The organism is Cyanobium gracile UHCC 0281 (assembly GCF_034931305.1).
In the GTDB taxonomy this organism is placed as follows: domain Bacteria; phylum Cyanobacteriota; class Cyanobacteriia; order PCC-6307; family Cyanobiaceae; genus Cyanobium; species Cyanobium gracile_A.
The window spans coordinates 1-24,054 of the sequence record NZ_JAYGHY010000026.1; the positions used below are offsets into that span (position 1 = coordinate 1).

The window sequence follows — 24,054 nt, forward strand, 5'->3', positions numbered from 1 at the left end:
GGACCGGCCAGCCGCAGCAGGCAGGCCCGACCGAAGGGCACCATGCCGCCCTGGCGCCGCAGCTCCAGCTCTTCGGCCAGGAAGGCGCCGTAGCGGCCGTCCACCAGGTGCCGGATCACGGGATGGTCAGGGGTGTAGGTCTGCACCAGCACCTCCCCGGGGCGTTCGCCCCGGCCGGCCCGGCCGGCGAGCTGCAGCAGCAGCTGCAGGCACTGCTCCGAGGCCCGCAGATCCGGCCGGTGCAGCAGGCCGTCGGCCGCCAGCACCGCCGCCAGGGTCACGGCGGGCAGGTCCATGCCCTTGGCGAGCATCTGGGTGCCCACCAGCACGTCCGCCTCGCCGGCCGCGAAGCGTTCCAGCAGGCGGCGATGGCCATCCCGGCCCCGGGTGGTGTCGCGGTCGAAGCGGATCAGCCGCAGGCCCTCCAGCTCCGTCGCGAGCTGCTCCATCACCCGCTGGGTGCCGGCACCGAAGGGCTTGAAGGCGGTGGAGCCGCAGTGGCCGCAGCGGTCGCCCATCTCCTGGCGGTGGTCGCACCAGTGGCAGCGCAGCCACTCCCGTCCCTCCTGGCCGCCGGCCCGGGCGCCGCGATGCACGGTCAGGGCCACGTCGCAGTGGGGGCAGAGCACCACCTCGCCGCAGCTGCGGCAGCTCAGGAAGGAGCGGTAGCCGCGCCGGGGCACCAGCACGACGGCCTGCTCGCCCCGCTCCTGCAGCCGCTCCAGCCGGGCCATCAGGGGGCGGCTGATCAGGCGGCGGTGGCCGTCGACCAGCTCCTGGCGCATGTCCACCAGCCGCACCGGCGGCAGGGGCCGCTGGCCGATCCGCTCCGGCAGCGGCAGCAGGCGGGTGTCGCCGGGCAGGCCCTGCGGCCCGCTCTGGCAGCGCCACCAGGTTTCCAGCGAAGGGGTGGCACTGCCGAGCACCAGCCTGGCCCCGCTCAGGCGGGCCCGCAGCCGGGCCACCTCCCGGGCGTGATAGCAGGGCATTGGGCTCTCCTGTTTGTAGGAGGCGTCGTGTTCCTCATCGAGCACGATCAGCCCCAGGTGGCCCAGCGGCAGGAAGACGGCGGAACGGGTGCCCACGGCCAGACACGGTTCGCGCTGCAGGGTGGCCTCGAGGCAACGTCGCCAGGCCACGACCCGCTCGCTGTCGCCCATGCCGCTGTGGTATTCGATCACCGCCACTCCGAAGCGCCGCCGGCAGCGATCCAGCAGCTGCGGGATCAGGCCGATCTCCGGCGCCAGGATCAGCACGCTGCGCCCCGCCGCCAGCTCCCGGGCGGCGGCCTGCAGGTAGACCTCGGTCTTGCCGGATCCGGTCACCCCCCACAGCAGCAGGGCCTGGCCGGGAGGGGCGTCGGCGATCGCTGCCAAGGCCTCGGCCTGGGCCGGGCTGGCCCGTTGGGGGGCCTCCAGGGGCGTCGGCCCATCACCACCGCTGCCGCCGGACCTCGCAGGGCCACGGATGGCCTCCTTCAGAAGCAGTCCCCGGCGTTCCATGGTCCCGATCAGGGAGCGCCCGAAGCCCCCCTCCTGAACCAGATCCCGCAGCCACCGTGCTCCCCCGTGGCTGGCCAGATGGTCCAGCAGTTCCTGCTGCCGGGGGTGGCTGGCCACCGCGCTCGTGTCGGGGTTGAGCCGCACGGTCCAGAGGATCCGCCCCTGGCCCGCTGGCGTCCGGCGGGCCTGTCCCAGCCAGCCAGGCGGGAGGGCGCTCTTCAGGCAGCGGAACAGGCCGGTGTGGCAGTGCCGGGCCACCTCCTCGAGCAGGGCCTGCCAGTGGGGATCGATCGCGGCGCTCTGCAGCACCGCCTCCACCGGCAGGATCGACCGTCCCTCCATGGCGGCCGGACAGGCCGTTGCCGAGGCCACCACCAGGCCGGTGTGGGGCCGCCCCTGGAGACGGACCCGCACCAGATCCCCCACGCCGATGGCCAGGGCTTGGGGATTGGCGTAAGTGAAGATCCGCCCCTCACGGCCGGCCTCCAGCCAGACCTCCAGCCAGCCTGGAGCAGCTGTCCTGAGGAAAGGGGGTAAGGAGTTGGCTGGCAATCTTGCAAAGATCTCATGCCATTCCTAGGATGACGGGGTTGGGCTGCTCGCAAGGCTGCCGTCGGAACCGCGCAGAGTTCCGTCCACAGGGAAGACCCGCTGAGGGTGCAGGGATTCACTCCCTTCGCATTTCTCCGGTCTGAGACCACCCGTGACAGCCCTGCACCGGCCCTGGCCGTTTTTCCCCAACCCAGTTCGCGCTCCTGGAGCGATCCACCCACGATTCATTGTTAGGGGCTCCGTGACAGGGGTCATCCATCCCCCCGCGTCCTGCTGCTCTCCTTGCCCTCCCGACCTGCCTCGTGCCGGGTTCGTGGAGGATGGGGCGCCAAGGTCGGCATCACGCCCCTCAACCACTGAAGGATCGAGCGGGTCGTCACCCGCCAGTCCTATCCCGCCTCCTTCCGCCCCGCTCTTCTCCCTTTTCGCGTCGTTTCCATGAGCCCAGTCGCCGCCAAGGCCAAAGCCGCTGTTCCTGAAATCCTGGCCACCGTCACCGCCAACGGGGACGTGATGCCCATTGAGCCGGCGGCCACCTCAGCCCCTGCGACGGCCAGAAAGACCGCCTCCCGCGCCAAGGCGGCCACTGCCAAAACGACGGCCACGTCCAAAACGGCGGCCAAGCCTGCGGCCAAGGCCACCAAGGCGGCCGCCAAAACGGCCGTGGCCAAGCCCGTGGTGCTGGTTCTCGACCAGCCTGACGGCGGCGATGACCAGTCGGAGGCCGGCGGCGATCTTCCCAAGGAGGCCAAGAGTGCCAAGGCTCTCGCTGGCATCAAGGTGGGGCCCAAGGGCGTCTACACCGAAGATTCGATCCGCGTCTATCTCCAGGAAATCGGCCGTATCCGTCTGCTCCGGCCCGACGAGGAGATCGAGCTGGCCCGCAAGATCGCCGATCTGCTCGAACTGGAGGAGAAGGCGGCCGAGTTTGAGGCCGACAAGGGTCATTTCCCTGACACCAAGGAATGGGCAGGCATCTTCGAGATGCCGCTGATCAAGTTCCGTCGGCGTCTGATGCTGGGCCGGCGGGCCAAGGAAAAGATGGTCCAGTCGAACCTGCGGCTGGTCGTGTCGATCGCCAAGAAGTACATGAACCGGGGCCTTTCCTTCCAGGACCTGATTCAGGAGGGCAGCCTCGGTCTGATTCGTGCCGCCGAGAAGTTCGACCACGAGAAGGGTTACAAGTTCTCCACCTACGCCACCTGGTGGATCCGCCAGGCGATCACCCGCGCGATCGCCGATCAGAGCCGCACCATCCGGCTGCCTGTTCACCTCTACGAAACCATCTCCAGGATCAAGAAGACCACCAAGACCCTCTCCCAGGAATTCGGCCGTAAGCCGACGGAAGAGGAGATTGCTGAAAGCATGGAGATGACGATCGAGAAGCTGCGCTTCATCGCCAAATCGGCCCAGCTGCCGATCTCCCTGGAAACCCCCATCGGTAAGGAGGAAGACTCCAGACTTGGTGACTTCATTGAGGCCGACATTGAAAATCCGGAGCAGGATGTGGCCAAGAACCTGCTGCGGGAAGATCTCGAGGGCGTCCTGGCCACCCTCAGCCCCCGCGAGCGCGATGTGTTGCGTCTCCGGTACGGCCTGGACGATGGTCGCATGAAGACCCTGGAGGAGATCGGTCAGATTTTCGACGTGACCCGTGAACGCATCCGCCAGATCGAAGCCAAAGCGCTGCGCAAGCTTCGCCACCCCAACCGCAACGGCGTCCTGAAGGAGTACATCAAGTAGTCGCCCACGGATCAAGGGGAACGTCCTGTCCTTCTCTGAGTGCACGATAGTTCCCCCAAGCCATGGGAAGGAATCCTGATGACTGATGCTGGCCAGCTCATGCGTTTGTCGGTGGTCCTGCCCACCTTCAACGAATGCGACAACGTTGAACCGATGGTCAACGCGCTCCTGTCGTTGGGTGATCAATACGATCTTGAGCTGCTGTTTGTTGACGATGATTCCAACGACGGCACCTCTGAGAAGGTCCGTCATCTGGCCCATCACCACGACAGTGTGCGCCTGATTCGGAGGGTGGGACGCTTCGGCCTTTCCAGTGCCATCAAGGAAGGCATTCTCGATGCCACCGGTGATGTCGTGGTGGTCATGGACAGCGACGGCCAGCACGAACCGGCTGCGGTGGCGCAGGCTGTTTCAGCCCTGCTCGCCAGCGGCAGCGATCTGATGATCGGTAGCCGGTTTCACCATCAGGCCAGTATCCAGGGCTTGAGTGAGCAGCGTGAGCGCAACTCCACCTGGGCGAATGCGGTGGCGCGTTTCAGTTTGCCCCGCTACCGCCACCTCACCGATTACATGAGTGGTTTCTTCGCCCTGCGCCCGGAGCGGTGCCTGCCGTTCGTCCGGCAGGTGGATGTCAACGGGTTCAAGTTTCTCTATGAACTCCTGGCCATCAGCCATGGCCACCTGGCTGTTGCGGAGGTGCCGCTGCGATTCCAGCCCCGCACGGCTGGAGAGTCGAAGCTGAACCTGGCGGTGATCTGGGATCTCGGCGTCTCGATCCTGCACACCCTGCTGCTGCGGATGGTGCCCCGGCGGGCCGTCAGCTTCGCCCTGGTGGGGGCCACCGGCATCGGCATTCACCTGCTCGTGTTCGCCGTCATGCAGCAGGCGGTCGGACTGAGCTTCGAGCAGGCCCAGGTGGTCGCGGTGGTCTGTGCGGGCTGCTCCAACTATCTGATCAACAACGTTCTGACCTTCCGTTCCCAGCAGCTCAGCGGCATGGCGCTGGTGTTCGGTCTGGTCCGCTTTCTTCTGGTGACCTCCCTGGGGATGGCGGCCAACGTCGGGGTGTCCTCCGCCTTCTTCCGACAGGTCTCCCCTCAGCCGCTGCTGGCCCTGCTGGCGGGGATTGCCGTCGACTTCGTCTGGAAGTACGCAGCCTCCTCCCGCTTCGTCTGGAACTCTCCCTAGGCAACGTCCTCCCAGCCGTTGCACACGTCGGCGGCCCACGGCCTTAACTTCGCCTTGACGTTGTCGTTCGCCAAGGATGGTGTCTGCTGCCCCAGGGGCCCTTCCGGACAGCGCCCGCACCCGGATCCACCGGCGGATGATCTGGGTGCTCAGCGGCCTCTGGCTGATTCTGCTGTGCTGGCTGGCCTTCTTCCAGGGTCTGGGCAGCCTCGGTCTGATGGACAAGACCGAGGCCCTGTTCGTCGAGGTGGGCCACCAGATGCTGGAGCGGGGCGACTGGGTCACCCCCTGGTGGAACGGCGAACGTTTCTTTGACTACCCCGTCTGGGGGTACTGGATGGTGGGCCTCAGCTTCCGGCTGTTCGGGGTCAGTGAGTGGGCCGCCCGCCTGCCGGTGGCCCTCGCCGCCAGTGCGGTGGTGGTGGCGGCCTTTGGCCTGATGCTGGCCTGGTCGCCGGCGGGCGAAGCCGGCAGGCCCCGGGTGCTGCGGGCGGCGCTGGCCGCTGGGGTGATCGCCACGACGCCGGGCTGGATCGGCTGGGGACGCACCTCCACCACGGACATGTTCCTCTCCAGCGCCATCAGCCTGTCGTTGTTCGGCTTCCTGCTGGCCCATCGCCACCTGAGCCACCCCGGGTGGGCTGGTTTCGGCCGGGTGGCCATGGCGCTGTTCGCTGGGATCGCCGTCCTGGCCAAGGGCCCGGTGGGTCTGTTGCTGCCGGGCCTGGTGGTGGTGGCGTTCCTGCTGCTCACGGGCCATTGGCGATCCTGGCTGCGCTGGCGTCCACTGCTGGCGATGGTGGCCCTGTTCCTCGGGGTGAGTGTCCCCTGGTACACGGCCGCGGCCGTGGTCAACGGCGCTGACTTCCTGGGTGGCTTCCTGGGCTTCAGCAACCTGCAGCGCTTCACCACGGTGCTGTACGACCATCCAGGCCCCCCCTGGTTCTACCTGCCCTGGCTGGTGCTTCTGGTGCTGCCCTGGTCGCTGTTCCTGCCCCTGGCGATCGCGGCCCAGGGCTTCTGGCAGCCCCGCCGCTGGCGGATGGCGAGGGTCGGCCCTGCTGCTCAGGCCGCCCCCGCCGAACTGGGCCTGTTCCTGCTGCTGTGGCTGGTGCTGGTGGTGGCCTTCTTCTCGGCTGCCGCCACCAAGCTGCCCGGCTACATCCTGCCGTCGCTGCCGGCGGCGAGCCTGCTGGTGGCGCTGCTGTGGCGCCCCTTGCCGGAGGCGAAGGCCAGGACCCAGGCCGCCGGGGGCAGGGCAGGGGTGCGGATCACCGCGTCGCTGGAGGTGCTGTTGCTGGCCGGCATGGCGGTGGCGGCGGCCCTGGCGCCGGGTTGGGTGGCGAGCGATCCCGCCTATCCGGCGTTCGGCGCAGCCCTGTCGAGCTCAGGTCTGCCCCTGATGCTGAGCCTGTGTCTGGGGCTCACGGCCCTCGCCCTGTTGGTGCTGCTGTTGCGGCCGGCGGCGACGGGCTGGCTCTGGCTGCCCAGCCTGGCCGGTTTCCTGGCGGTGCTGGGGTTGGTGATCGCGCCCCTCGGCCCCCTGCTCGACCGCGAACGTCAGCGTCCCCTGCGCCAGATGGCGCGTGCGGCCCAGGCTGCCGCCCAGCCCGATGAGCCGCTGCTGATCGTCGGCACCAAGCGCTACAGCCTGTTGTTCTACGGCGAGCCCGAGGCCGTCTTCGTCTCCGATCGCGTCCACATCAGCCAGCTGGCGCTGCAGGGCCCTGACGCCCTCTCGCTCACACCGGCGAGCCGGTCGGTTCGGCTGCTGGGCGATCGCCGCGATCTCGAGGGGCTGGCCCTGCCCTCCGCGGGGATCGAGCGCCTGTCCCGCACCGGGGAGCTGGCCCTCTGGCGGGTGCCCCGTCGCTCTCTGGTGCCGTGATGGGATTCCGTCTGCTGCCACGGGACAGATTCCTGTTGCCTGGCTGCCTGATCGTGCTGGTGGGGCTGTTTGTGGCCGTGGCCCCTGGCCGGCCGCTGGCGCTGCTGGACGCGACCGTCCTGGACTGGCTGGGCAACCATTTCCACGGCCTGGTGGGCGGGGTCCTGACCCAGGTGTATCGGGCCACCGGTGTCGGCTTCACCGCCGTTCTGGTGGCGATGGCCCTGACCTATCTCGTGCTGCGGCGATGGTGGACGGATCTGCGCCTGCTGGTGATGGCCACCGGGGGGATCCTCATCCTGGTGGATCTGGTGTTCAAGCCCCTGTTCAGCCGCCAGCGTCCCCCCGGCAGCCTGCTGCCGCTCGATGGCCACAGCTTCCCCAGTGGCCATGCCGCCGGGGCCGTGGCCTTCTACTTCGCCATGGTGGTGATCCTGGGGTCCCACCATCCACGTCTGCGGCCTGTCCTGACCACGGCCGCCTCCCTGCTAGTGGGTCTGGTCTGGCTGAGCACCCTCTACGTGCGTGCCCACTGGCCCACGGATCTGGTGGCGGGCGCCGCCGTCGGACTGGCCTGGCTGACGGTGTGCCTCGGCTTCTGGCGGGATCCACCCCCCTCTGACCCCCAGAGTGGGACGTTCCGTCCGCAGCGATCGCCTTGACGACCGACCTCCCGATCACCGACCTGGCCGGTCTGCGGGGCCTCCGCTCCGCCCCTGGCCTCGATGCTGCCCAGGCCCGCCGGCTGCGCGACGAGCTCACCGTCCTGCTCGGGGCCTGCGGCTGGTTCACGGTCGGCATCATGGCGCCGTCATCGGCGGCGGCCGTGGCGGCCCTGGGGCAGCTCGAGGCGGCCCTGGGCTGGCCGGCCCTGCGGCCAGGGGAGGCCGGCGCCGGGGAGCCCAGCGGCGCGCCCGGTCCGGTGTTCCTGAAGGGCAACCAGCGCACGGGACTGTTCCATCTGCGCCGGGAGGACGGACTCGGCGAGGGGATCCTGATCACCGGCCATGACGCCGCCGATCCTGCCGCCGAGGACACCTGGGGCCCCCTGCCGCTGGATCTGTTCGCCTGATCCCATCAGCTGATCACGTTCCGCCCGCAGGCCGGAAGCAGGGACGGGCCGGTCCCTAGGCTGGGCGGCTGTTGCCTGGCAGCCGTCGCTGCCGCCCGAAGCGTCCAATGGCCAGCTCCACCCTGCGCATCGCCTCCCGCCGCAGCCAGCTGGCCATGGTCCAGACCCACTGGGTGCGGGACGAGCTCTCGCGGGCCCACCCCGAGCTGACGATCGCGATCGAGGCGATGGCCACCCAGGGGGACAAGATTCTCGATGTGGCCCTGGCCAAGATCGGCGACAAGGGCCTGTTCACCAAGGAACTGGAGGCCCAGATGCTGGTCGATCGGGCTGACATCGCCGTGCACAGCCTCAAGGACCTGCCCACCAACCTGCCGGAGGGTCTGATCCTGGGCTGCATCACCGAGCGGGAGGATCCCGCCGATGCCCTGGTGGTGCATGAACGGCACCGGGAGCTCAGCCTGGCCACCCTGCCCGAGGGCAGCGTGGTGGGTACCAGCTCCCTGCGGCGCCTGGCCCAGCTGCGTCACCACTACCCCCACCTGGTGTTCAAGGACGTGCGGGGCAACGTGATCACCCGTCTGGAGAAGCTCGATGCCGGCGTCTACGACTGCCTGATCCTGGCGGCCGCCGGTCTGACCCGGCTGGGCCTGGGGGCGCGCATCCACGAACTGATCGATCCGTCGATTTCGCTCCATGCCGTGGGTCAGGGCGCCCTGGGCATCGAATGCCGTGCCGGAGACCAGGCCGTGCTCGACACGATCGGCGTGCTGGAGCACCGGCCGACGGCCCGTCGCTGCCTGGCTGAGCGCTCCTTCCTGCGCAGTCTGGAGGGGGGCTGTCAGGTGCCCATCGGCGTCAACACCCACTTCGAGAACGACGAGCTGGTGCTGACCGGCATGGTGGCGAGCATCGACGGCCAGCGCCTGCTGCGCGACAGCTGCCGCGGCCCGGCCAGCGATCCTGAAGCGATCGGCCTGGCGCTGGCAGGAACCCTGCGGTCCCAGGGGGCCGGGGAGATCCTGGAGGAGATCTTTGCCACCGTCCGCCCCGGAAGCTGAGGCCAGCGGCCACCGGGCTCCAGGGCCTGAGACCGACCTGCGCGGCCTCCCCTTCCAATGGAATCTGCTCGCCTGGGCGGCCCTGGTCGGCACCCTGACCGGCCTGGCTGTGGTGGCCTTCCACGAACTGCTGGGTTTCATCAACAATTTTCTGTTCGGCCCGTTCGTGGAGGTCCTGCTGGTGATCGGGCGCTCCTCGCCCGCCTCCCCCGCCGACTTGCCGTCGATCGACCTGCCGCCGCTGGCGCCCGACAGTGGCACTCCCCTGCGGGCTTTGCTCCAGCTCGGCCTTGATGGCATCGGCCTGCTGGCGGCGGCACCGCCGCCACCGCCCGAACCCCCGCCCATCAGCCTGCCCAACACGCCCGACTGGCTGGCCCTCTGGCCGGTGGTGGTGGTGCCGACCCTGGGCGGTCTGGCGGTGGGCCTGCTGCGCCATGGGGCCGGCAGCATCGGTCCTGGTCTGTCCAGCCTGATGGCGATCGCCGATGGCAGCCAGGGCGGCGAGCCGCGTCTGCCCTGGCTGCGCCTGGTGGCGGCGTCCCTCAGCCTGGGCAGCGGCGCGTCGCTCGGGCCGGAGGGTCCGAGTGTGGAGGGTGGCGGCAACATCGGCCTGTGGGTGGCGCTGAAGGGCCGCCTTTCCCCCCAGGCCCAGAAGGCCCTGGTGGGGGCCGGAGTGGCGGCGGGCCTGGCGGCCGGTTTCAAGGCGCCGATCGCCGGGGTGTTCTTCGCCTTCGAGGGCAGTTACAGCGCCATCCCCGGTCGCCCCAGCCTGCGGGCGGTGCTGGTGGCGGCGGTGGCCTCAGCGCTGGTGACGCAGCTGTGCCTCGGCGACACGCCGATCCTGCGCCTGCCCGCCTACGAGGTGCGCTCGCCCCTGGAGCTTCCCCTCTATCTGGGGCTGGGCCTGCTGGCCAGCCTGATGTCGTGGCTGCTGATCCGGCTGCTGGCGGCTGGCCGGGGCGAGCGGGTTCAGGCCGTGGTGCGGCGGCTGCCGCCGGGGATGCCCACGGCCCTGGGCGGGGCGGCCCTCGGGGCCATGGCGCTGGTGTTCCCCCAGGTGCTGGGCGTGGGGTACGACACGATCGAAGCGCTGCTGGGCCGCGATGGCGGCATCCCGCTGCTCACTCTGGTGGCCCTGATCGGCGTCAAGCTGGTCGCCACCACGGTCAGCAACGCCACCGGCTTCGTGGGCGGCGGTTTCGCACCCTCCCTGTTCCTGGGAGCCGTGCTGGGCAACTGTTATGGCCAGGTGCTGGGCAGCGGTGGCCTCAACCTGCCGGTGGCCGAACCTCCGGCCTATGCCATGGTCGGCATGGCGGCGGTGCTGGCCGGCAGCGCCAGGGCACCGCTCACCGCCTTGCTGCTGCTGTTCGAGCTCACCCGCGACATCCGCATCGTGCTGCCGCTGATGGCGGCCGCCGGCCTCAGCGCCGCCCTGGTGGAACGCTGGCAGGGGATCCATGATCCCGGTCTGATGGGACCCGACCCGCTTGAAGAGCGACGCCGCGGCCTGCTGGCTGAGATTGCTGTGCAGGAGGCCTTCGAACCGGAGGCGCCGTTGGTGCTGCCGGCCGCCATGCCGGCCGCCGCCGCCCTGGCCAGGCTGATCGACAGCCATGGCCATTGCCTGCTGGTGGAGCAGGCCGGCCTGACCCTGGGGCTGGTGACGATCGGCGACCTGCAGCGGGGCCTGGCCTCTGAAGTCCAGCGCCAAGAGGTGTTGGGCCTGGCGGACTGCATCCGCACGGAACTGGTGTGGTTGCCGATGGGGGTGAACCTTGATCGGCTCGAAGATCAGCTCAGACCCAATGGTCTACGGCAGCTGCCGGTCTTCGAACGGGAGGGGGGGGCTGGGGACCATCTGCCCCATGGCTTGCCTGCCGGTGGTCTGGAAGTCAGCAGGTTGAGGGGGATGGCCAGCCGCGATGGGATGGCCAGGGCCCAGGCGCGACGGTTTCAGGCGGCTTCGGAGCGGCCCTCCATCAGGGCCTCGGCGACGGGGTCGACCTGAGACAGCAGCCCCAGAATGCGCTGCAGATCCAGTTCGGACAGCTCTCCGTCGTTGCCCCATTTCAGCGACGTGCTGTTCAGCTGGTCGGTGGTGAGTGGGTTGCCGGAGTCGAACATGGAGAAAGGAGGGCCTTGCAGGGTGCCGCTCGGGATCGGTTTTTCGAGATTAAGTGTTTGCACCCAGACATCAAACCCTTCCAGGCCAATCTCCAGAATCTCTTCGGTCGCTGACCGTTTCTTCGGAAGAACCCGTCCAGGTTCAGGGTTTCACCACCACCGGCGTTCCGACGTCCACCTGGTCGAACAGGGCGCGCACATGGGGGGTGAGCATCCGGACACAGCCGTTGGTCACGGCGGAGCGGGAGGTGACGGTCCAGGCCCAGGCGCTGGGGGTGCCGTGGATGCCGTACTGGTTGGGGCCGCTCTTCTTGAAGCCGATCCAGCGGTCGCCCAGGGGGCCGTTGGGGCCCTTGGTGGGGTTGATCTTGCCGCTCGCCGTGCTCTGGTACTGGGGATTGACCACCTTGGTCTCCACCAGGAAGCGTCCTTTGGGGGTGGGGGTGCGGGAATCGCCGATGGCCACGGGCCAGCTGCCCAGCACCTTGCCGTTGTCCCGCAGGCTGATCGTGCGCTTGCCCAGCTCCAGCACGATTTCCTTGGTGCTCGTGACGGCGGCCTTGGCCGGAGTCGGGGTTGCCGGTGTGGGCGTGGCCAGGGCCGGGGACGCGGTGGGCGCCGGCGCTTCAACAGCTGGCGCCACGGCGGGGGCAGTGGCTGGCGCGACGGCCGGGGCTCCTGAAGCCATCGCGGCGCTCCCGCCGGTCGTCAGGAGCAGGGCAAGGACAAGGGAACGCGACATGGATGGAGCGGGATCAGGGAAGCCGCCGGGGGGCGGTGGTGGGGGTCGTCAGTCGACCAGACGGGAGTCGATGACAGTCATGTAACGATCTTCGCATTCCTTGATGATGCGAACGGCTTCGCCGTTGTCGTGGAAGCCGTTGACCTTGCAGGTGCCGGGCTTCTTGAGGTCCTTGTAGTGCTCCCAGTAGTACTGGGTTTCCTTCAGCCAGTGCTCCCCAAGCTGGGTGTAACTGGTGATGTGATCCATGCGCTTGTCATCGGCCAGCACGGCGATCACCTTGTCGTCCACCTCGCCGCCATCGTCGAAGCACATGATGCCGATGATGCGGGCCTCCACCAGGCTGCCTGGCACCAGGGGCTCGGTGACGCCGACGATCTCGATGTCGAGGGGATCACCGTCCTCGTCCCAGGTGCGGGGGATGCAGCCGTAGGCGAAGGGGTACGCCAGGGAGGAATAGCCGACCCGGTCCAGCTTCAGGTGGCCGGTTTCGGTGATCAGCTCGTATTTGTTGATCGTGTTCGAGTTGAGCTCCACGATGGCGTTGAGACGCAGCTCGGCCTCATCGGCGAAGGCCGGCAGCACATGCAGCAGGTTCAGCATGGTGCGGCTGGGGGCGTGGTCGATGTTCGCCATGGTGGGGGCTTTTCGGCGGCGGCATCTTAGGCAGCGGCCCCCGGCAGACCCGGTTCAGGCCCCCTCGGCCAGCTGGCCCACCTTGGCGCGCAGGTAGGTGAGGAAAGCCTCCGAGCTCAGGGGCCGGCCCGTGACCTGCTCCACCAGCTGCTCGGCGTTGACCGAGCGGCCCAGGGGCCAGACGCTCCGGGCAAGCCACTCCTGCAGCGCCGACTCCTGGCCTGCCCGAACCAGCGCCTCGATCGGGCCGATCTGCTGCTCCAGGGCCTCGGAGATCTGGGCGCTGATCAGATGGCCCAGGGCATAGGAGGGGAAGTAGCCGAACAGGCCCTCGGCCCAATGGATGTCCTGCAGGCAGCCTTCGGCATCGCTGGGCGGCACCAGGCCCAGCAGGTCCTTGAAGCGCCGGTTCCATTGCCCGGGGAGTTCCTCCACCGGCAGCTCCTGCTCCAGCAGCGCCAGCTCCAGCTCGAAGCGCAGCACGATGTGCAGGCTGTAGCTGAGTTCGTCGGCTTCCACCCGGATCAGGCCCGGCCGCAGCGGGTTGAAGGACCGCCAGAACCCCTGAACACCGCCCCAGGGGTCGGAGCCCAGACCTTGTCGGAAGCGGGGATGCCAGCGCTCGGCGAAGGCACGGCTGCGCGCCACCCGGCACTCCCAGAACAGCGACTGGGACTCGTGCACCCCCATGGAGGTGGCCTCCCCCAGGGGCCAGGGGAAGAAATGGTCGTCGCTGCGGGGTAGGCCCTGCTCATACAGGGAGTGACCCCATTCATGGGCGGTGGCGAGGAACGCCGAGAGCGGCTGGCCGCGCACGACGCGGGTGGTGATGCGGAAGTCTTCGGGGCCCACGGTGCAGGAAAAGGGGTGGGCGGAGCGGGAGCGCTGGCAGCGGCGACCGTCGTAGCCCCAGCCGTCGAGCAGCTCGCTGCAGAGACTCTCCTGAAGAGCTTCGGGCAGGTCGAAGGCTTGCGTCGGGCTGGGCGCAGGCGCGGCCGCCACCTGTTCCAGCAGGCCGGGCAGCTGCGCCGCCAGCGGCGCGAACAGCTCCTGGAGCCGTGCCTTGCTGATGTCGGGCTCAAAGGGCTGGGCCAGGATTTCCCAGGGGCTGCGGGCCACGGGCTCGGCCGCCGCCAGCTGGCCGGCCTGCTCGCGGCGCAGGGCGATCAGCTGCCGCAGGGCCGGCGCGAAGGCGGAGAAGTCGTTGGCGGCCCTGGCTTGCTGCCAGACCGCATTGCCATGGGACTGGGCCCGGGCCAGGGCGGAGACCAGCGCCGGATCGAGGCAGCACTGGCGGTCGAGTTCCAGGCGCAGCAGCTGCAGGTTGCGGCGCCGCTGGGGGGGGGCATCGGCCGTGAGCTCGGCTTCGGCGGCGGCGACCAGGTCGGCGTAGGCCGCACTGCTCTGGCGCTCGTGCAGCTGGGCCGCCAGCAGGGCCAGCTGCTCGCCGCGCCAGGCGGCGCCGGCGGCGGGCATCACCGTGTTCTGGTCGTAATAGAGGGTGCTGCTGATCGAGCCCAGCAGGCGGGTGGTGTGCAGGTGGTGCTGGAGCTGGTCGAGGGCTGGAGCCGCTGCGGGCATGGGATCGGTCGAGCCGGTGGGGCCAGCATGGCGCCACCGGCAGCGTCAGCCATGCGCACCGTCAACGTCCATCAGGCCAAGACCCAGTTCTCGCGGCTGATCGACGCCGCCCATGCCGCTGCGTGGGTGACGGCAGCTTCCTGCCACGGACGTGCTCCTGGCCCCCCTGCCCCCCGAGGAGCGGCTCAAGCAGGCTGCAGAACAGGGGTGATTGGCAGCAGGGTCTCGACCGTGCTGCTGTCGCTGATCTGGGAGTAGTGCTCCAACGTCACCCCAACCGGGTTTCCCTGGGCATCGAAATCCACGATCAGGTTGTCGCGGACAGCCTCTGAGCTGCTGCTCACCCGATCGGCCAGTTCGATGTAAAGGGTGTCGGTATCCGGGAAGTAGCGGATCTTCATGGCGCGGGGGGCGCAGCGGAGGGTGGATGTTGCCGACGGGCTCGGGCTCTGAGCAAACCCCGATCAAAGAAGGCGTTGTGAACAGTCTCTCGGTCTTCAAGAGGAATGACCCTGAGCGCACGATTCTGTGCTTCCGGGACCAGGCCCCATAGGGCATGGCGACCATCCGCCTGATGGCGCTCCTCCATGGGCTGGGCCAGCACCTGCAGGATCCAGGCCTCCTCGATGCCAGGGTGTTTCTGGCACACCACATCCCGGAAGTAGGCCGTCGTCTTCAACTCCCGCCTCGATCAGCTCCCTTGCAGCATCGGTGAGCGAAAGGCCGAGCTGATCAGCATCCTGTTGGTCGTCTTGGATTCACGCTGCAGCCTGCTGCCGGCGGCGCCATGGTGGGGCTACGTCACGTCTGCGGCCGGATCGATGCATCCCCCTTCTCCGGAGCAGGCCCTGGTGCTCGCGGCCATCGAACGGTTCATGGCCGACCCCGATCTGGTGCTGGACGACCAGCCCGGTGATGGGGAATCCGGCGACGTGCTCAGCGCCATCCTGCGGGCCCTGACGATGGTGCTGCCGCTCGGGGAGATCGAACTGGCGGTGACGGGTCTGCTCACGGTCCATTGCGCCCAGCTCGACGACGACACCCAGCTCGTGCTGGAGGCCCTGCTCACCGCCATTGAGCGGGACGACGACGAGATGGCCCTCGACACCCTGCTGGCCAGTGAGGCGAGCCTGCTGGAGGCCAATGCCCTCGACGGCAACTATCTGCTGGTGTGGGATCCGGCCGACGCGGCGCCGCTGCGGGAAATGGAGATCCTCGACGTGCTGGAGCGCTACCCCTGCCGCGGGGAGGGGGCCCGCTGGAGCTGCGACGACTTCGTCGCCCTGCTGGAGGGGAAGATCCTGCAGTGGCGCAAGACGATGGTGGCCCTGGAGATCCTTCAGGAGCAGCCCGGCACCCGGCCCGCCGCCAGCACCATGGTGCTCCTGGTGCCGGTGGATCCCGAGGCCCCGCTCGAGCAGCTGGAGGTGGGGGTCACCCTCAGTCCGCCGCCGCCGGAGTCCAGTGCAGGCGCATCGGCACGCAGCCTTCCAGACTGACCTTCACCGGGCAGCTCTCGCCGGCGCGGATCAGCAGCTCGCGCTGCTCGGCCCCGAGGCCGGCCGGCAGGTCGATCCAGGCCTCCAGCAGGGCGATGCGGCGCTCGCCGCTGCTGCTCATGCCCTTCTCCAGCCGCACCGAGGCCCCCTCCAGGGGGATGCCCTGGCGTTCGGCCACGATCCCCATCACCGTGAGCAGGCAGGTGGCCAGGGCCGTGCCCACCAGGTCGGTGGGGGAGAACGCCTCGCCCTTGCCCTGGTTATCGACGGGGGCATCGGTGATCAGCCGCGAGCCGGAGGCGGCGTGCTCCGCCGCGCAGCGCAGGGCTCCTTCGTAGCGGCAGACGATCGTGGTCATGGCGAGTGGGGGACAGGCGAACGCAGGGGCAGGCTGGCAGGGCCCGTCGCCCTAAGTTGCTTACCGCACGCTGTGGATCCTTGCTGTTGATCCTGCTGGTGACCAACCCGAACTCCGTGGGGTTGGCAGAGACGATCCGGCTGGCGGTGACGCCGGTGTTCCTGCTGGCGGGCATCAGTGGCCTGCTCGGGGTGATCACCACCCGGCTGTCGCGCATCATCGACCGGGCCCGGGTGCTCAAGGCGGGGGATTTGTCCGCCAGCGTGGCCCGATCGCGGGAGCTGCAGGGCGAACTGCAGATGCACCGCCGCCGCATGACCCTGGCCTCGGCGGCCTTCGCTTCGGCCACCACCAGCTTCCTGCTGGTGGCCACGGTGGTGATGGTGCTGTTCCTCAGCACCCTGGCCACGATCGACCTGACCCCCCTGGTGGCCCTGCTGTTCGTGCTGGCGATGGGCTCGCTGATGACGGCGGTGCTGCTGCTGCTGCGGGAGGTGCAGCTGGGCAGCCAGGCGTTGCGGCGCTTCTGAGCGCGAGCGCCTCAGAAGTCCATCAGGCCGATGTCTTCGAGCAGCTGCCGTTGCTGCCGGGCGCTGACGAAGCGGTGGGCGGCCATGGCGCCGCTCACCGCCACCGGTGGCACGCCGATGCCCGGGAACACGCCGGCGCCGCAGAGCACCAGGCCGTCGATCGGGGTGGTGCCGCCGGGGAAGGGGCCGCTGCTGGCCGGCCAGGCCGGGCCATAGCTGCCCTGGTGCGTGCGCAGGTAGCGGCGCTGGGTGAGGGGGGTGCCCTGCAGTTCGATCACGACCCGCTCCTGCCAGTCGGGCAGCACCTGGGAGAGCACCTCTCCGAAAATGGCGCAGCGTTCCTTTTTGAGGGCGTCGTAGGCGGCGCTGCCCCGCTCCAGCCCCTGCCACAGCTCCCAGGGCTCGTTGGCCGGCGTGTAGCCGTGCAGCACCTGGTGGCCGGGCGGGGCGCAGGACGGGTCGAGCCGGGAGGGCATCGAGAGCACCACCATGTTGCGTTCGGCGCCGATGCCCCGTTGCCAGTCGCCCACCCAGACGTGGTGGATCGGCAGGTGATCGAGGTCGTCGCCGCGCAGGGCCAGATGCCAGTGCAGGAAGCTGGCGCAGGCCGGTGTGGCCGCCTGGCGCCGCCGCCAGCGGCTGGGCACCGCCTCATCAGGCAGCAGGGAGAGCAGATCCCAGGGGCTGGTGTTGGCGATCACCCCGCGCCGCGCCTCGAGGCGCTCGCCGTTCTCGAGCTGAACGCCGACCGCCCGCCCCCGTTCCACCAGGATTTCCGCCACCGGCGCTTCGGTGCGCAGCCGGCCGCCGTGGCGCTCCATGCCGCGCACCAGGGCCGCTGCCACTGCCCCACTGCCGCCGATGGGGTAATCGAGGCCGGCGTCGGGCTCGAACCATTCGCCGAACAGGGTCGCCATGGCGGCGGCGCTGGTCTGGTCCATCGGCAGGCCCGAGATCAGGAAGCAGAGCAGCTCGACCCAGTGGAGCAGGAACGGATCGCTGAGGTGGCGGCGGGCGATCGGCCCGAAGGCTCCTCCCAGGCTGGCCAGCCGCCCCGCCTGGCCGAGCAGGCGCAGGGCGTTGCCGCCGCCGAGGGTGGTGGCCAGCCCCGCCCCGGGTCGCAGGGCCAGCAGGGGCAGGGAGCGGGCCGCGTCGCAGCTGGGCTTCAGGGCCGTGAGGAAGCGCTCCCATTCGGCCGCCACCGCGGGGCTGCGCAGCTCACGCAGCAGGGCCAGGAACGGCCCCTGCCCCACCCCGACCCGCAGCGCTCCCTCGGGCAGCAGCAGGCCCCAGTCGCGGTAGGTGGCCACGGGCAGGGTTTCCCCCACTGCCCGCAGCACCTGGGCCAGGGGATTGGTGCTGGGCCAGCGGCCCAGGCCACTCCACAGCGATGGTCCGGACTCGAACTGAAAGGGGCCGCGGCGAAAGCCGTGGGCGGCGCCGCCAGGGGTGGTGTGGGCCTCGAGCACGAGCACCTCCAGCCCCTGGCGGGCGGCGATGGCGCCGGCGCAGAGACCTCCAAGGCCACTGCCCACGACGATCAGGTCGTTCACCTGGGGGTGCAGCAGTTCCGCTGCAGATCCTATTCAGATTCCCTTCGCCAGGACGGCTGTCGCCGCGCTGGATCTCTGTCTAGGATCGCGCGATACATAAAAGGTTTGCATTGCCGCCGGGAACCTCGCCAGCCACCCTGTCTGATCGCACCGTGGTTCGACAGCCGAAGCGCGGCGACTTCGAACTGAAGTCCTTCATGGACAGTTCGAATCTGCGCGGCGGCTGGCAGATCGCCAACACCGTGATCCCCTACGCGGCGCTCTGGTGGGTCGCCGACTGGAGCCTCAAGCAGGCGCCGCTGCTGCTGCTGCCCACGATGGTGGTGATGGTGCTGCTGCTGGCGCGCATCTTTTCGCTGATGCACGACTGCGGCCACGACTCCCTGTTCCGCAGCCGGCGAGCCAACCAGGTGTTCGGCTTCCTGCTCGGGGTGCTCAGCGCCATCCCCCAGTACCCCTGGTCGCGGGGCCACGCCTACCACCACCGCCACAACGGGGACTGGGAGAAGTATCAGGGACCGTCGGCCCTGGTCACCACCAGCGCCTTCGCGGCCCTCAGCCCCGGCCAGCAACGCTTTTATGGCGTGCTGCGCCACCCGGCGATGCTGTTCCCCGGTGGTTTCTTCTATCTGGTGATCAAGCCCCGGGTGGCCCTGCTGCTGGGGCTGGCGGGCTTCTTCCCCCACCTGATGGCCTGCCTGCGCAGCCCGGAGCCGATGGGCCTGGGCCAGATCCTGTCCAGCTATCGATCCAAGCACTGGTACACCAACGAGGAATTCCGCCACCTGGTGGCCAACAACATCGCCGTGATCGGCTCCTGGTGGCTGATGGCCCACTGGCTCGGTGCCGGTGTGTTCTGGTCGATCTACACCCCGGTGATGGCCTGTGCGGCGGCGATCTTCATCTGCATCTTCTTTGTGCAGCACAACTTCCCCGGCTCCTACGCCCATGCCACCGCCGGCTGGAGCGAGATGACCGGGGTGCTGGAGGGCACCAGTGATCTGGAACTGCCGCCGATCTTCAACTGGTTCTCGGCCGACATCGGCTGCCACGCCATCCACCACCTCTCCTCGAAGATCCCCAACTACCGGCTCCGGGCCTGCCATGAGCGCAACGCCCACCTGCTGAGCGGCGTGCGGCGGCTGTCCCTGGCCGACATCCCGGGCTGCTTCAGCTACATCCTCTGGGATCCCCAGGCGTGCCGCCTGACCACGATCGACGACCAGCGATCCGGCCTCCAGGTGGCCGCCGCCGGCTGAGCATCACTCATGTTGCGCCAGAGCCTGAGCTCGCTGGAGATCAGCACCAAAGGCGAGGGCTTCGATGACATCACCGGCGCCATCAACGGCCTGATCGCCGCCAGCGGACTGCAGCTGGGCAGCGCCACCATCGCCAGCCAGCACACCTCCTGTTCGTTGACGATCAACGAAAACGCCGATCCCCGGGTGCTGGTGGATCTGGCCGCTTTTCTGCGGGCCCTGGTGCCCCCTGAGGGGGTGCGGCCGATCAGCGGCCAGGGCGAGCGGCGCGCCTGGGTGCACGACGACGAAGGCCCCGACGACATGCCCGCCCACATCCGCACCGCGCTCACCTGCACCAGCCTGGTGCTGCCGTTCCAATCGGGCCGTTTGCTGCTCGGCACCTGGCAGGCTGTGTATGTGTGGGAGCACAGGGCCCGGCCGCACCGGCGCCGCTTCAGCCTGCATCTGCTCGGCGAATGACCCTTATCCTCTGCTCTCTACCGCCATGGCTGCCAAGCCCCTGACTCCGGCCCAGATCGCTGCGTTGCCCACCGAACTGCCGCAGTGGACCGTGCGGGAGGGCAAGTTGCACCGCGAATTGCGCTTCGCCGATTTTTCCGCCGCCTTCGGCTTCATGACCCGGGTGGCCCTGGCGGCTGAGGCCTTGGAGCACCACCCGGAGTGGTGCAACGTCTGGAACCGGGTGACGATCAACCTCACCACCCATGACACCGGTGGGCTGTCGGACCTCGACCTGGCCCTGGCGCAGCAGATTGATGGCTTAGTGAGCTGAGGCCGCACCCATGGGATTTCGCTACCTCGATCGGATCGCCACCGAGGAGAACATCCGCTCGTTTCTCGAACTCGCCGATCTGGCCGCCGGAGCCGGTGCTTCGGCCAACAACGTCTTTCTGCTCTCCCACCGGCTGCGTCAGTCCCGTCCGATGCAGGTCTGCCGGGCGCTGCTGCAGCGGGACCCTGCCGCGGAGGCCCTGATCGAGCAGCGGCGGCTGAGCGGCCCCTACGACGCGGCCGCCCTCAAGGCCCTGCCGAAGGGGACCCTGGGCCACACCTACGCCACGGTGCTGGAGACGATGGGGTACGACATCAACTTCTTCCCCAAGCCCGACTTCTACGCCAACCTGGACACCGACGCCGATTACATCAACTATCGGGTCTATGCCACCCACGACATCCACCACATCGTCAGCGGCTTCAGCCTCGACAATTTTGGCGAACTCGGTGTCATCAGCCTGAGCGTGGCCCAGTTCGCGCATCCGGGCCTGGCCTTCACCGATCTGATGGCCCTGCTGCTCAACTGGTTCCGCAACGACAAGCCTCTCGATGAACACGAAACCGCGGCGGAGCAGGCCCGGACCGCCGGTTACGCCTTCGGCATGATCAGCAAGGGTCTGCACATCGGCGCCGAGGCCCGGCCGCTGTTCCCGGTGATCTGGGAGGAGCGGATGGAGCAGAACCTGGAGGAGCTGCGGGCCGAGCTGGGCATCGAAGCGGTGAGGGAGGGGACCTGGAGCTGGCATCAGAACACGGCCCTCACCCAGGCCCTGGAGGCCTGAGAACGACACGTTCAACGGGCTTGGTCAGGTGTCTTGGGCTTCTGCGTGACGCTCACCTCGAAGGGGGGAGGTTCCACCAACTGAATGGTGGTGGAGCCGATCGCCACCTTTCCCTCTGTGGCGGCGAATTCATCCAGGATCCTCACGAAGAGTCGGTCTCGCGTGACGCGGCGCTGCTTGTAATCCACCACGTAACGCAGGGTGAATTCCAGCCAGTTGTCGGTGATCACCAGACTCACGGCGGGCTCCAGGCTGGCGTTCTCAAGCAGGTAGCGCCGCACCATGTCCCGCCACGCCTGCATGGAGGCTTCGATGAGTTCATGGGAAAATTCCTCGACCATCACCCGCTCGAGGATGGTCCTGGCGAGGCGATGGTCGCCGCCGTGCATGACCGGCACCCGCAGCTCGTCCCAGAGAAAGGGGAAGTCTCCCGAATAGTTGAACACGGGCTCCTTGAACACGAAACTGTTGGCGATCCTGACGATCCGGCCAGTGTAGAGATCAGAACTGACCCATTCCCCCAGTTCCATCAGGGTGGTTCTGAGGATGCCGATGTCGATCACATCGCCGCGGATGCCGCCCAACTGCACACGATCGCCCGGTGCGTAGAAGCCGCCGAAGGAGATGGCGATCCAGCCCGCAATGCTGGCGATCACTTCCTGCAGGGCGAACGCGATGCCGGCGCTGGCCACGCCGATCGCCACCGTGAGGCCGCCGAGCCGATCGCGGAAAATGATGGTCAGCAGCAGCAAGGCAGAGAGATAACCGCCGAGGGTGACCAGCTTGCGCGCGTAGTAACGGCTGTCCGGATCGCGCAGGGAGCGAACCAGGGAGGTCTGAGCGATCCGCACGACCAGGAGGATCACCAGCGTGCCGATCACGGCCACGAAGGCCTTGGTCACCAGGGGCGTGCCCAGCCAGGAAGGAACCATCCGCGAGAACCGCATGGGCCACCCCATCCTCCGCTCAGACGAAGACCCGCGCGCGGATCGAGGTGCAGCGCATCCGGGAGCGGGCCATCGTGTTGTGAGGCTCAATCTCTGATGGCCTCATGAGACTGTGGATCCTGGCGGGCACACCCTGCTGGTGGCGTCAGTCGTACTGGCCGTACCAGACCCGCGACCATGTGGTCGGCGACGGCAGCTCAGTCGCTCCAGCAGATGCGGATGGGCAGCACCAACTGTTCCTCAATGCCCATCGCATCACCTGGCCCGGAATGCTCAGCGGTCAGCACAAGCGGGCGCGTTCCGCGCCGCCGAACTCTTCTGCCTGCCCTTCCCCCTGTAGAACTTCGGCGGCTTCTTTCTGATGGGAGGCTGGAGTGATCCCTGCGTAGGTGTTGGCTTCGCCAGGCCGAAATTCGCCTCGTTCGTCCCGATCGCCTGTCGCTACCGAGAGCTGGAGCAGCGGCAGGGCATCTGAGCGATGTCTTTCGCTCCAGCCCACCGTCGACCGGACCAGCTGCCCAGCGGCGCCGATGGCCTGGTTTCCCCTGCGGGACAGGGTGCTCCACCGGGTAACCCACCCCGTTCTGTGTCTCCGCTGATTCTCCGGCAACCGTCCAACGGCGGCTCCAGCTCGGCGTCCCGTCCGAGCGCATCGCCGGTGACAGCTGCGCCCGCACCACCTGGGAGAACGCCAGCCTCACCAGCACCTGGATCCGTGAGCACCACAGCTCCGCCAACCGCCCAGCGATCCTGCTGATCACCGACCCCTGGTAGTTCCCCCGCGCCAGCTGCCCGTCACCCCCCCCTTCCGCCCCGCCAGAGCAATCGCCTGGCTGTGCGGGAAAGCGCCGCTACGGTTCTTTATGGGTTGCAGGGCCGGATGTGAACGGCCTGTGGCCCCCGGAGGTACTGCTTTCTGCCGTACCATGGACTCAGTCGTGCTGGCTGTGATGCCCACCACTGATCGCCTCGATCTCAAGCTTTCCAGCACCGACAAGCAGCTCCTTCAGCAGGCAGCCGCCATCGAAGGCATCTCGGTTGCTGCATTCGTTCGCTGTGCGGCCAAACAGCGCGCCGCTGAGGCGATCCAGCTCAATCGGGCGCTGTCCCTCTCCAGTCGCGACTACGAAGCGTTCCACGCTGCGCTCGCCGAGCCGTTCCGTCCCAACGAGTCGCTCTCCCATGCCTTGACCCAGGTCGGAGCCCGCGTCCAGCGTGTTTGACGAGCAGCTGCTCGAGCCCAAACGTCACAACCGCTCAGCCTTTGCCTGCGGTGAACCGATGTTGGATACCTTTTTGCAGCGAAACGCCCACCAGAACATGCGCCGAGGCATCAGCCAGACCTGGGTGCTGGTGCCGGCAGCCCAACCCAGCACGATCGCCGGTTACTACTCTCTGGCTCCAGCACAGGTCGGCCTCTCCAACTTTCAGCCCGCTGATGCCCGTCCCCTCCCTCCCTATCCCATCCCTTGCTTTCGGATGGGTCGCCTCGCTCGTGACCTGCGTTGGCATGGAGAAGGCATCGGTGCCCTTCTCGTGGGCCTTGCCGTCGAGCGTTGCTTGCAAGCTCGCCGTTCGGTCGGTGGCTACGCCCTGATTGTCGATGCCCTGGGAGACAACGCCAAGAGTTTCTACTTGCGCTACGGATTTCGGCCCTACGTCGACACCCCAAACAGCCTCTACCTGCCGCTGGGAGCGTGAGGTGCGGTTCATCTGCGTGGGCCGCGGAGATCTGGTCCCGCTGATCTCACCCCCTTTCCATCAGATACCTCCGCACATGGCTCACCAGCGGCCGGCCCATGGCTTCCTGCGTCGTCAGCCAGTGGCTCGCCACCAGCTCCAGGCCGTCGAGCCGGATTGCCGGCTCCCGCTCCGCCCGCAGCGTGAAGATCGTCACGCTGTTCGTTCCCCGCGCCGAGATTTCGGTGATCTGCCAGGGGTCCACGAGCACGTCTGGCGACACCCGCAGCCCCAGCTCTTCAGTGAGCTCCCGCACCGCCGCCTGCCGCGCCGTTTCCCGTCGATCCAGGCCCCCTCCCGGCAGCCCGAGGCCGTGGCGGTAGCTGGTCTGCACCAGCAGCAGGCGCCGCTGGTGCCAGATCGCCACCAAGGCGCCGTGGTTGTGGGGCTTGGCCAGCAGTTGCCAGGTTCCGTACAGCCGCGCCGCCAACCAGTAGAGGCGCAGTCGGGCCACGAGCCGTTTCAGCCGTCTCCCCATCACCACCTCTCTTCCCAAGCCGCCCTCCCAAGCTTC

26 protein-coding genes are annotated in these 24,054 nt (G+C 68.4%); 16 read left to right on the forward strand and 10 right to left on the reverse strand.

From position 1 onward, the window contains the following. A partial coding sequence (priA, locus tag VB739_RS09220) for a replication restart helicase PriA (RefSeq protein WP_323356785.1) occupies positions 1–2,054 on the reverse strand: 2,054 nt, incomplete at its 3' end. Between the two features lie 438 nt (positions 2,055–2,492). On the opposite strand from priA, the gene rpoD reads away from it, so the two are divergent. The 7 genes from rpoD to VB739_RS09255 all read left to right on the forward strand — a co-directional run bounded on the left by rpoD (position 2,493) and on the right by VB739_RS09255 (position 11,020). Continuing rightward, a complete protein-coding gene (rpoD, locus tag VB739_RS09225) occupies positions 2,493–3,797 on the forward strand; it encodes an RNA polymerase sigma factor RpoD (protein ID WP_323356786.1) in 1,305 nt (434 codons plus the stop codon). Positions 3,798–3,875: 78 nt separating this feature from the next. Further along, the gene (locus VB739_RS09230; protein ID WP_323356787.1) at positions 3,876–4,985 is read left to right on the forward strand and encodes a glycosyltransferase family 2 protein; all 1,110 of its coding nucleotides are present in this window, start codon (positions 3,876–3,878) and stop codon (positions 4,983–4,985) included. A 76-nt stretch (positions 4,986–5,061) separates the two neighbouring features. Then, complete coding sequence (locus VB739_RS09235; protein WP_323356788.1) at positions 5,062–6,873, forward strand: glycosyltransferase family 39 protein; 1,812 nt, start codon at positions 5,062–5,064, stop codon at positions 6,871–6,873. Continuing rightward, entirely contained in the window at positions 6,873–7,535 is a 663-nt protein-coding gene (locus VB739_RS09240; protein ID WP_323356789.1) for a phosphatase PAP2 family protein, read from the forward strand. The genes VB739_RS09235 and VB739_RS09240 overlap by 1 nt, the downstream gene beginning before the upstream one ends. After that, entirely contained in the window at positions 7,532–7,945 is a 414-nt protein-coding gene (locus VB739_RS09245) for a DUF1824 family protein (RefSeq protein ID WP_323356790.1), read from the forward strand. The genes VB739_RS09240 and VB739_RS09245 overlap by 4 nt, the downstream gene beginning before the upstream one ends. Before the next feature lie 107 nt (positions 7,946–8,052). After that, on the forward strand, positions 8,053–9,006 hold the full coding sequence (hemC, locus tag VB739_RS09250; protein ID WP_323356791.1) for a hydroxymethylbilane synthase: 954 nt from the start codon (positions 8,053–8,055) through the stop codon (positions 9,004–9,006). Next, a complete protein-coding gene (locus VB739_RS09255) occupies positions 8,981–11,020 on the forward strand; it encodes a chloride channel protein (RefSeq protein ID WP_323356792.1) in 2,040 nt (679 codons plus the stop codon). Before hemC ends, VB739_RS09255 begins: the two co-directional genes overlap by 26 nt. Here VB739_RS09255 and VB739_RS09260 read toward each other — a convergent pair. The 5 genes from VB739_RS09260 to VB739_RS09280 form a co-directional block, all read right to left on the reverse strand. Continuing rightward, complete coding sequence (locus tag VB739_RS09260; RefSeq protein ID WP_216909607.1) at positions 10,966–11,136, reverse strand: hypothetical protein; 171 nt, start codon at positions 11,134–11,136, stop codon at positions 10,966–10,968. The genes VB739_RS09255 and VB739_RS09260 overlap by 55 nt on opposite strands. 142 nt (positions 11,137–11,278) lie before the next feature. Further along, a complete protein-coding gene (locus tag VB739_RS09265) occupies positions 11,279–11,878 on the reverse strand; it encodes a L,D-transpeptidase (protein WP_216909605.1) in 600 nt (199 codons plus the stop codon). A gap of 48 nt (positions 11,879–11,926) precedes the next feature. Continuing rightward, entirely contained in the window at positions 11,927–12,514 is a 588-nt protein-coding gene (locus tag VB739_RS09270; protein WP_216909603.1) for an inorganic diphosphatase, read from the reverse strand. A gap of 54 nt (positions 12,515–12,568) precedes the next feature. Next, complete coding sequence (locus VB739_RS09275) at positions 12,569–14,095, reverse strand: carboxypeptidase M32 (protein ID WP_323356793.1); 1,527 nt, start codon at positions 14,093–14,095, stop codon at positions 12,569–12,571. Between the two features lie 185 nt (positions 14,096–14,280). Further along, positions 14,281–14,496, reverse strand: a complete 216-nt coding sequence (locus tag VB739_RS09280; RefSeq protein WP_323356794.1) for a DUF2283 domain-containing protein — start codon at positions 14,494–14,496, stop codon at positions 14,281–14,283. Positions 14,497–14,847: 351 nt separating this feature from the next. On the opposite strand from VB739_RS09280, the gene VB739_RS09285 reads away from it, so the two are divergent. Beyond that, the gene (locus VB739_RS09285) at positions 14,848–15,594 is read left to right on the forward strand and encodes a hypothetical protein (protein WP_323356795.1); all 747 of its coding nucleotides are present in this window, start codon (positions 14,848–14,850) and stop codon (positions 15,592–15,594) included. Here the strand turns inward: VB739_RS09285 and VB739_RS09290 are convergent. Continuing rightward, positions 15,536–15,952 (reverse strand): OsmC family protein, encoded by a 417-nt coding sequence (locus VB739_RS09290; RefSeq protein WP_323356796.1) that lies wholly within the window; start codon positions 15,950–15,952, stop codon positions 15,536–15,538. The genes VB739_RS09285 and VB739_RS09290 overlap by 59 nt on opposite strands. Positions 15,953–16,032: 80 nt before the next feature. Here VB739_RS09290 and VB739_RS09295 point away from each other — a divergent pair, with 80 nt between their 5' ends. Beyond that, positions 16,033–16,482 (forward strand): DUF2721 domain-containing protein, encoded by a 450-nt coding sequence (locus VB739_RS09295; RefSeq protein ID WP_323356797.1) that lies wholly within the window; start codon positions 16,033–16,035, stop codon positions 16,480–16,482. An 11-nt stretch (positions 16,483–16,493) separates the two neighbouring features. Here VB739_RS09295 and VB739_RS09300 read toward each other — a convergent pair whose 3' ends face one another. Then, the gene (locus VB739_RS09300) at positions 16,494–18,035 is read right to left on the reverse strand and encodes an NAD(P)/FAD-dependent oxidoreductase (protein ID WP_323356798.1); all 1,542 of its coding nucleotides are present in this window, start codon (positions 18,033–18,035) and stop codon (positions 16,494–16,496) included. 197 nt (positions 18,036–18,232) lie between these two features. On the opposite strand from VB739_RS09300, the gene VB739_RS09305 reads away from it, so the two are divergent. The 4 genes from VB739_RS09305 to VB739_RS09320 are packed head-to-tail and all read left to right on the forward strand — an operon-like array spanning position 18,233 to position 20,853. Then, positions 18,233–19,294, forward strand: a complete 1,062-nt coding sequence (locus VB739_RS09305) for a fatty acid desaturase (protein ID WP_323356799.1) — start codon at positions 18,233–18,235, stop codon at positions 19,292–19,294. 9 nt (positions 19,295–19,303) lie between these two features. Further along, the gene (locus VB739_RS09310; protein WP_323356800.1) at positions 19,304–19,756 is read left to right on the forward strand and encodes a secondary thiamine-phosphate synthase enzyme YjbQ; all 453 of its coding nucleotides are present in this window, start codon (positions 19,304–19,306) and stop codon (positions 19,754–19,756) included. A 25-nt stretch (positions 19,757–19,781) separates the two neighbouring features. Continuing rightward, positions 19,782–20,069 carry a 4a-hydroxytetrahydrobiopterin dehydratase gene (locus VB739_RS09315; RefSeq protein WP_323356801.1) on the forward strand — a complete coding sequence of 96 codons (288 nt, stop codon included), beginning with the start codon at positions 19,782–19,784 and terminating at the stop codon, positions 20,067–20,069. Between the two features lie 10 nt (positions 20,070–20,079). Further along, complete coding sequence (locus VB739_RS09320) at positions 20,080–20,853, forward strand: Coq4 family protein (protein ID WP_323356802.1); 774 nt, start codon at positions 20,080–20,082, stop codon at positions 20,851–20,853. An 11-nt stretch (positions 20,854–20,864) separates the two neighbouring features. On the opposite strand, the gene VB739_RS09325 is transcribed toward VB739_RS09320, so the two are convergent. Next, positions 20,865–21,785 (reverse strand): mechanosensitive ion channel family protein, encoded by a 921-nt coding sequence (locus tag VB739_RS09325; RefSeq protein WP_323356803.1) that lies wholly within the window; start codon positions 21,783–21,785, stop codon positions 20,865–20,867. Positions 21,786–22,451: 666 nt separating this feature from the next. On the opposite strand from VB739_RS09325, the gene VB739_RS09330 reads away from it, so the two are divergent. The 3 genes from VB739_RS09330 to VB739_RS09340 all read left to right on the forward strand — a co-directional run bounded on the left by VB739_RS09330 (position 22,452) and on the right by VB739_RS09340 (position 23,501). After that, the gene (locus tag VB739_RS09330) at positions 22,452–22,574 is read left to right on the forward strand and encodes a hypothetical protein (RefSeq protein ID WP_323356816.1); all 123 of its coding nucleotides are present in this window, start codon (positions 22,452–22,454) and stop codon (positions 22,572–22,574) included. A 152-nt stretch (positions 22,575–22,726) separates the two neighbouring features. After that, positions 22,727–23,023 carry a DUF1778 domain-containing protein gene (locus tag VB739_RS09335; protein ID WP_323356804.1) on the forward strand — a complete coding sequence of 99 codons (297 nt, stop codon included), beginning with the start codon at positions 22,727–22,729 and terminating at the stop codon, positions 23,021–23,023. Beyond that, complete coding sequence (locus tag VB739_RS09340) at positions 23,016–23,501, forward strand: hypothetical protein (protein WP_323356805.1); 486 nt, start codon at positions 23,016–23,018, stop codon at positions 23,499–23,501. Before VB739_RS09335 ends, VB739_RS09340 begins: the two co-directional genes overlap by 8 nt. A 46-nt stretch (positions 23,502–23,547) precedes the next feature. Here VB739_RS09340 and VB739_RS09345 read toward each other — a convergent pair whose 3' ends face one another. After that, positions 23,548–24,018 (reverse strand): NUDIX hydrolase, encoded by a 471-nt coding sequence (locus tag VB739_RS09345; protein ID WP_323356806.1) that lies wholly within the window; start codon positions 24,016–24,018, stop codon positions 23,548–23,550. Positions 24,019–24,054: the final 36 nt, after the last annotated feature.